Source organism: Pseudomonas sp. AGC41, assembly GCF_057334555.1.
In genome coordinates, this window is record NZ_JBHFJB010000114.1 from 1 (window position 1) to 3,310 (window position 3,310).

General features: G+C 64.1%; 3 protein-coding genes. All 3 read right to left on the reverse strand.

All coding sequences use genetic code 11. The annotated features are described in order from the left end of the window. On the reverse strand, positions 1-847 hold an 847-nt coding region (locus ACE04F_RS18990; RefSeq protein WP_486109083.1), incomplete at its 3' end, for an efflux RND transporter periplasmic adaptor subunit. A gap of 10 nt (positions 848-857) precedes the next feature. Then, a complete protein-coding gene (locus tag ACE04F_RS18995; protein ID WP_486109085.1) occupies positions 858-1,058 on the reverse strand; it encodes a DUF1656 domain-containing protein in 201 nt (66 codons plus the stop codon). Further along, the gene (locus ACE04F_RS19000) at positions 1,048-3,243 is read right to left on the reverse strand and encodes an FUSC family protein (RefSeq protein WP_486109121.1); all 2,196 of its coding nucleotides are present in this window, start codon (positions 3,241-3,243) and stop codon (positions 1,048-1,050) included. Before ACE04F_RS19000 ends, ACE04F_RS18995 begins: the two co-directional genes overlap by 11 nt. Positions 3,244-3,310 lie beyond the last annotated feature (67 nt).

Below are 3,310 nucleotides of genomic sequence, written 5' to 3' on the forward strand. Positions count from 1 at the left end.
GCTCTACCACCACCGTACAGGTCATCCCCGCCGCCAGCAGCAGGCCATCCGGTACTTCGTCCAGATGAATACGCACCGGCACCCGCTGGGCCAGGCGCACCCAGTTGAAGGTCGGGTTCACGTCGGCGATCAATTCACGGCTCTCGGGGTTGTCGCGGTCGTAGATGCCCCGGGAAATACTCTCCACGTGGCCCTTGAGCAGTTCGCCACTCATCAACTGCAACTGCGCGGCATCGCCGACCCGCACCTTGGGCAACTTGGTTTCCTCGAAGAAGCCATAGACCCAGAACGAATTCATGTCCACCACGGCCATCTTCGCCTCGCCGATGCGCGCATAGTCGCCACGGTGCACGTTGAGGTTGGTGACGTAGCCGTCCACCGCCGCACGGACCTCGGTGCGGGCCAGGTTCAGCTCGGCCGCCTCCAGCTGCGCCTGGGCGTGCTGGTAATCAGCCAGGGCCGAGTCGGCGATATTGCTGGCGTCGTCACGGTTTTCCCGGGAAATCACCAGGCTGTCCAGGTCGGCGCGCCGATGGGCATTGACCTTGCGCATTTCCCAGGTGGCCTTGCGGGACGCCACCAGGGAACGCGCCTGCTTGACCGCAATGCGGTAATGCTCGGGGTCGATGCGCATCAGCAAGTCCCCCTTCTTGACCAACTGGTTGTCGCGCACCGGCACCTCGATCACTTCGCCGCTGACGTCGGCGGCGACGTTGATGATGTCGGCCCGTACCCGGCCATCCCGGGTCCATGGGGTGTTCATGTAATGCACCCACAATGTCCGGCCGATCCACAGCGCAAGCGCCAGCACCAACAGCGTCGCCAGCAGGCTGAAAAATTTCTTCATCGCATCGATCTCAACGGTAGACCGTCAGCGCCAGCGCGCCGAACAGGCAAGTGAACAGGCTCAGGCGCAGCAGCGCCGGATGCCAGAAAAAACGGTACAGATCCAGCCCCGCGAGGAAACGATCCAACGCCCAGGCGAGGCCGGCGGCGATGAAAAACATCAGGGTCATGGTTGGCATGTATACGCCGTGGAAGGCGATCTCACGGAGCATGTTCAGGTTCCTGAGGCAGCGACGCGGCATGAGCCGCCAAGGGTGATTGCCGGTCCAGCAGCGAGGTGCGGATGAAGTGCAGGTAGCTCTTTACCCGGCGCAGGGCGGAAGTGTCGAAATGCGCGGCGAAAGGCTCGTCGGTAGACTGGACCCGGCTGATGGCCTGGTCCACCGCGACCAGGGCACGTTCCAGGTTGTTCTGGCCGGGCTGGCGGAACAGCCGCACCAGCGCCCGCCCCATCACCCGGATCGCCTGGCGCCATGGCTGGCTTTCGGCATAGGCCGGATGCACCGGCAGCGTCGCCTGTTCCTTGCGCAACTCGATGATCGCGTGGCCGACTTCCAGCACCACGAACATCCAGCGCAGCAAGTCCCGTTGCACCCGGGGCTGCCCCGCCGCCAGCCCGTAGGCCTGGTGCAGCAGATCGCGGGTACGGCTCTCGAATCCCGACGCCAGGCCCTTGAGCTTGCCGCTGATGGCGAACACCACTTGTTCGCGCAAGTCCTGTTCCAGCCGGCGCCACATCCAGCGGCTGTTGGGCGGCAGGATGATCGCCCCGGCAGCCGCACACACCAGCATGCCGAGGATCATCGCGAGGTAGTCGTTGATGAAGGCGTAGGGGTTGTAGACCGTCAGGTTGTCCGGCACCGAGCCGGTGCTGAAAAAAATCAGCAGGCCCAGCCCCACCCCGGCGTATTGCGCACGTGAGCTGAGGAACGCGCCCAGCATGATCACCGGCGCCAACATCACGCAGAGCAAGGGGAAGCCGTCGATCAACGGGAAGATGAAGAACATCTCGACAAACCCGATCAACGCCCCGAACAACGTGCCGCAGGCCATCTGGAACGCCATGCGCTTGGGGTTCGGCGTGGCGGCCGACAAGCCCACGGTGGCGGCGGCGATCATCGTCATGGTCGCTCCGCTCGGCCAGGCCGTGGCGACCCAATAGCTGCCCAGCACCACCAGGATGAAGGCGGCACGAAAACCGGCAGCCGCGGCGGCCAGGCCATTGGTTTGCGGCACGAAGGGTTCGTTCCAGCGCTCACGTTCGTGGCGGTGATCGGCCAGTGACGCGTGGGTTTGGGCGTAGCCATGCAGGTCTTCGACGAAGCGATAGAGCAATTCGTAGGCAGTATGGAAATCCAGCTGCTGCGCCTCACTGGGATCCGTCTCTTGAAATTGTGCCCGCAGCTGGCGCACCCGGGCTGGCAAGTCGGCCTTGTAGGCCGCCAGCGCCGCCGCCAGACGCGTCGCATCGGCGTCGGTCAAGGCCCGCGCGCTGAAGCCGTCGAGCAATTCGGCGAGGGTTTGCAAGCCGGGTTTGATCGCGTCCACCACCGCGTCCGCCGCCCCATTGCGCAAGCGTTCAAGCAACTGATGCAAGGCGTTGAAGCGCGTGGTAACGCCCATGAATTCGCTGTTCAGGCGACTGAGTCGGCCGTTGCGCCGGCGCATGTGCGGGTCTTCGAACACGGTCACGCTGCGCAGGCTTTCCAGGCCCACCGCCTCGGCGATGAAAGCGACGTTGCGTGTCTCGAATGCCTCGGGCTGGCTGCGTCCGCGCAAGCCATCGGTGACGAACAGGGCGAACACGCCAAAGCGCTGGTAGAGCGCGTTGCGCATGGCCGCGCTCGCGGTTTGCGGCAGGATTGCAGCGCTGACCGCAGTGGCGCAGAGAATCCCCAGGGAAATCTCCAGCACCCGCCACACCGCCGCCATGAATGCGCCTTCCGGATGGGCCAGGGCCGGCAGGCCGATCATCGCCGCGGTGTACCCGGCCAGCACAAAACCGTAGGCGCGAAAGTTGCGATAACGCGCTGCTCCGGCCGAACAGATGCCGACCCAGATCGCCAGGCAGCCAAGGAATAATTCGGTGTTCTGGGCGAACAGGGCGATCAGCGCCACCATCACCGTCGAGCCGGCCAAGGTACCGAGCAGGCGATAGAAACTCTTGGCGAAGACCTGGCCACTCTGGGGCTGCATGACGATAAACACGGTAATCATCGCCGTGCGCGGTTGTGGCAACTCCAGGCGCATCGCCAGCCACAGGGTCAGGAACGCGGCGAGCAATACCTTGAAGATGTAGACCCAGGTCACCCCATCGCTGCGGGCCCAGTCGAAAAAGCCACGGCGCCATTCGAGGCGATGAAGCCGAAGTAAATACGTCAAGGAAGGCCTACTCATCATCGTGGCGAGGGAGCTTGCTCCCGCTTGGGTGCGCAGCACCCACCTGAAGAACTTGGGGCTGCTT

Bases quoted from the DNA above. Each gene is read 5' to 3' on its own strand.
- ACE04F_RS18995 (WP_486109085.1), bottom strand. From the start codon at position 1,058: ATGCTCCGTGAGATCGCCTTCCACGGCGTATACATGCCAACCATGACC.
- ACE04F_RS19000 (WP_486109121.1), bottom strand. From the start codon at position 3,243: ATGAGTAGGCCTTCCTTGACGTATTTACTTCGGCTTCATCGCCTCGAA.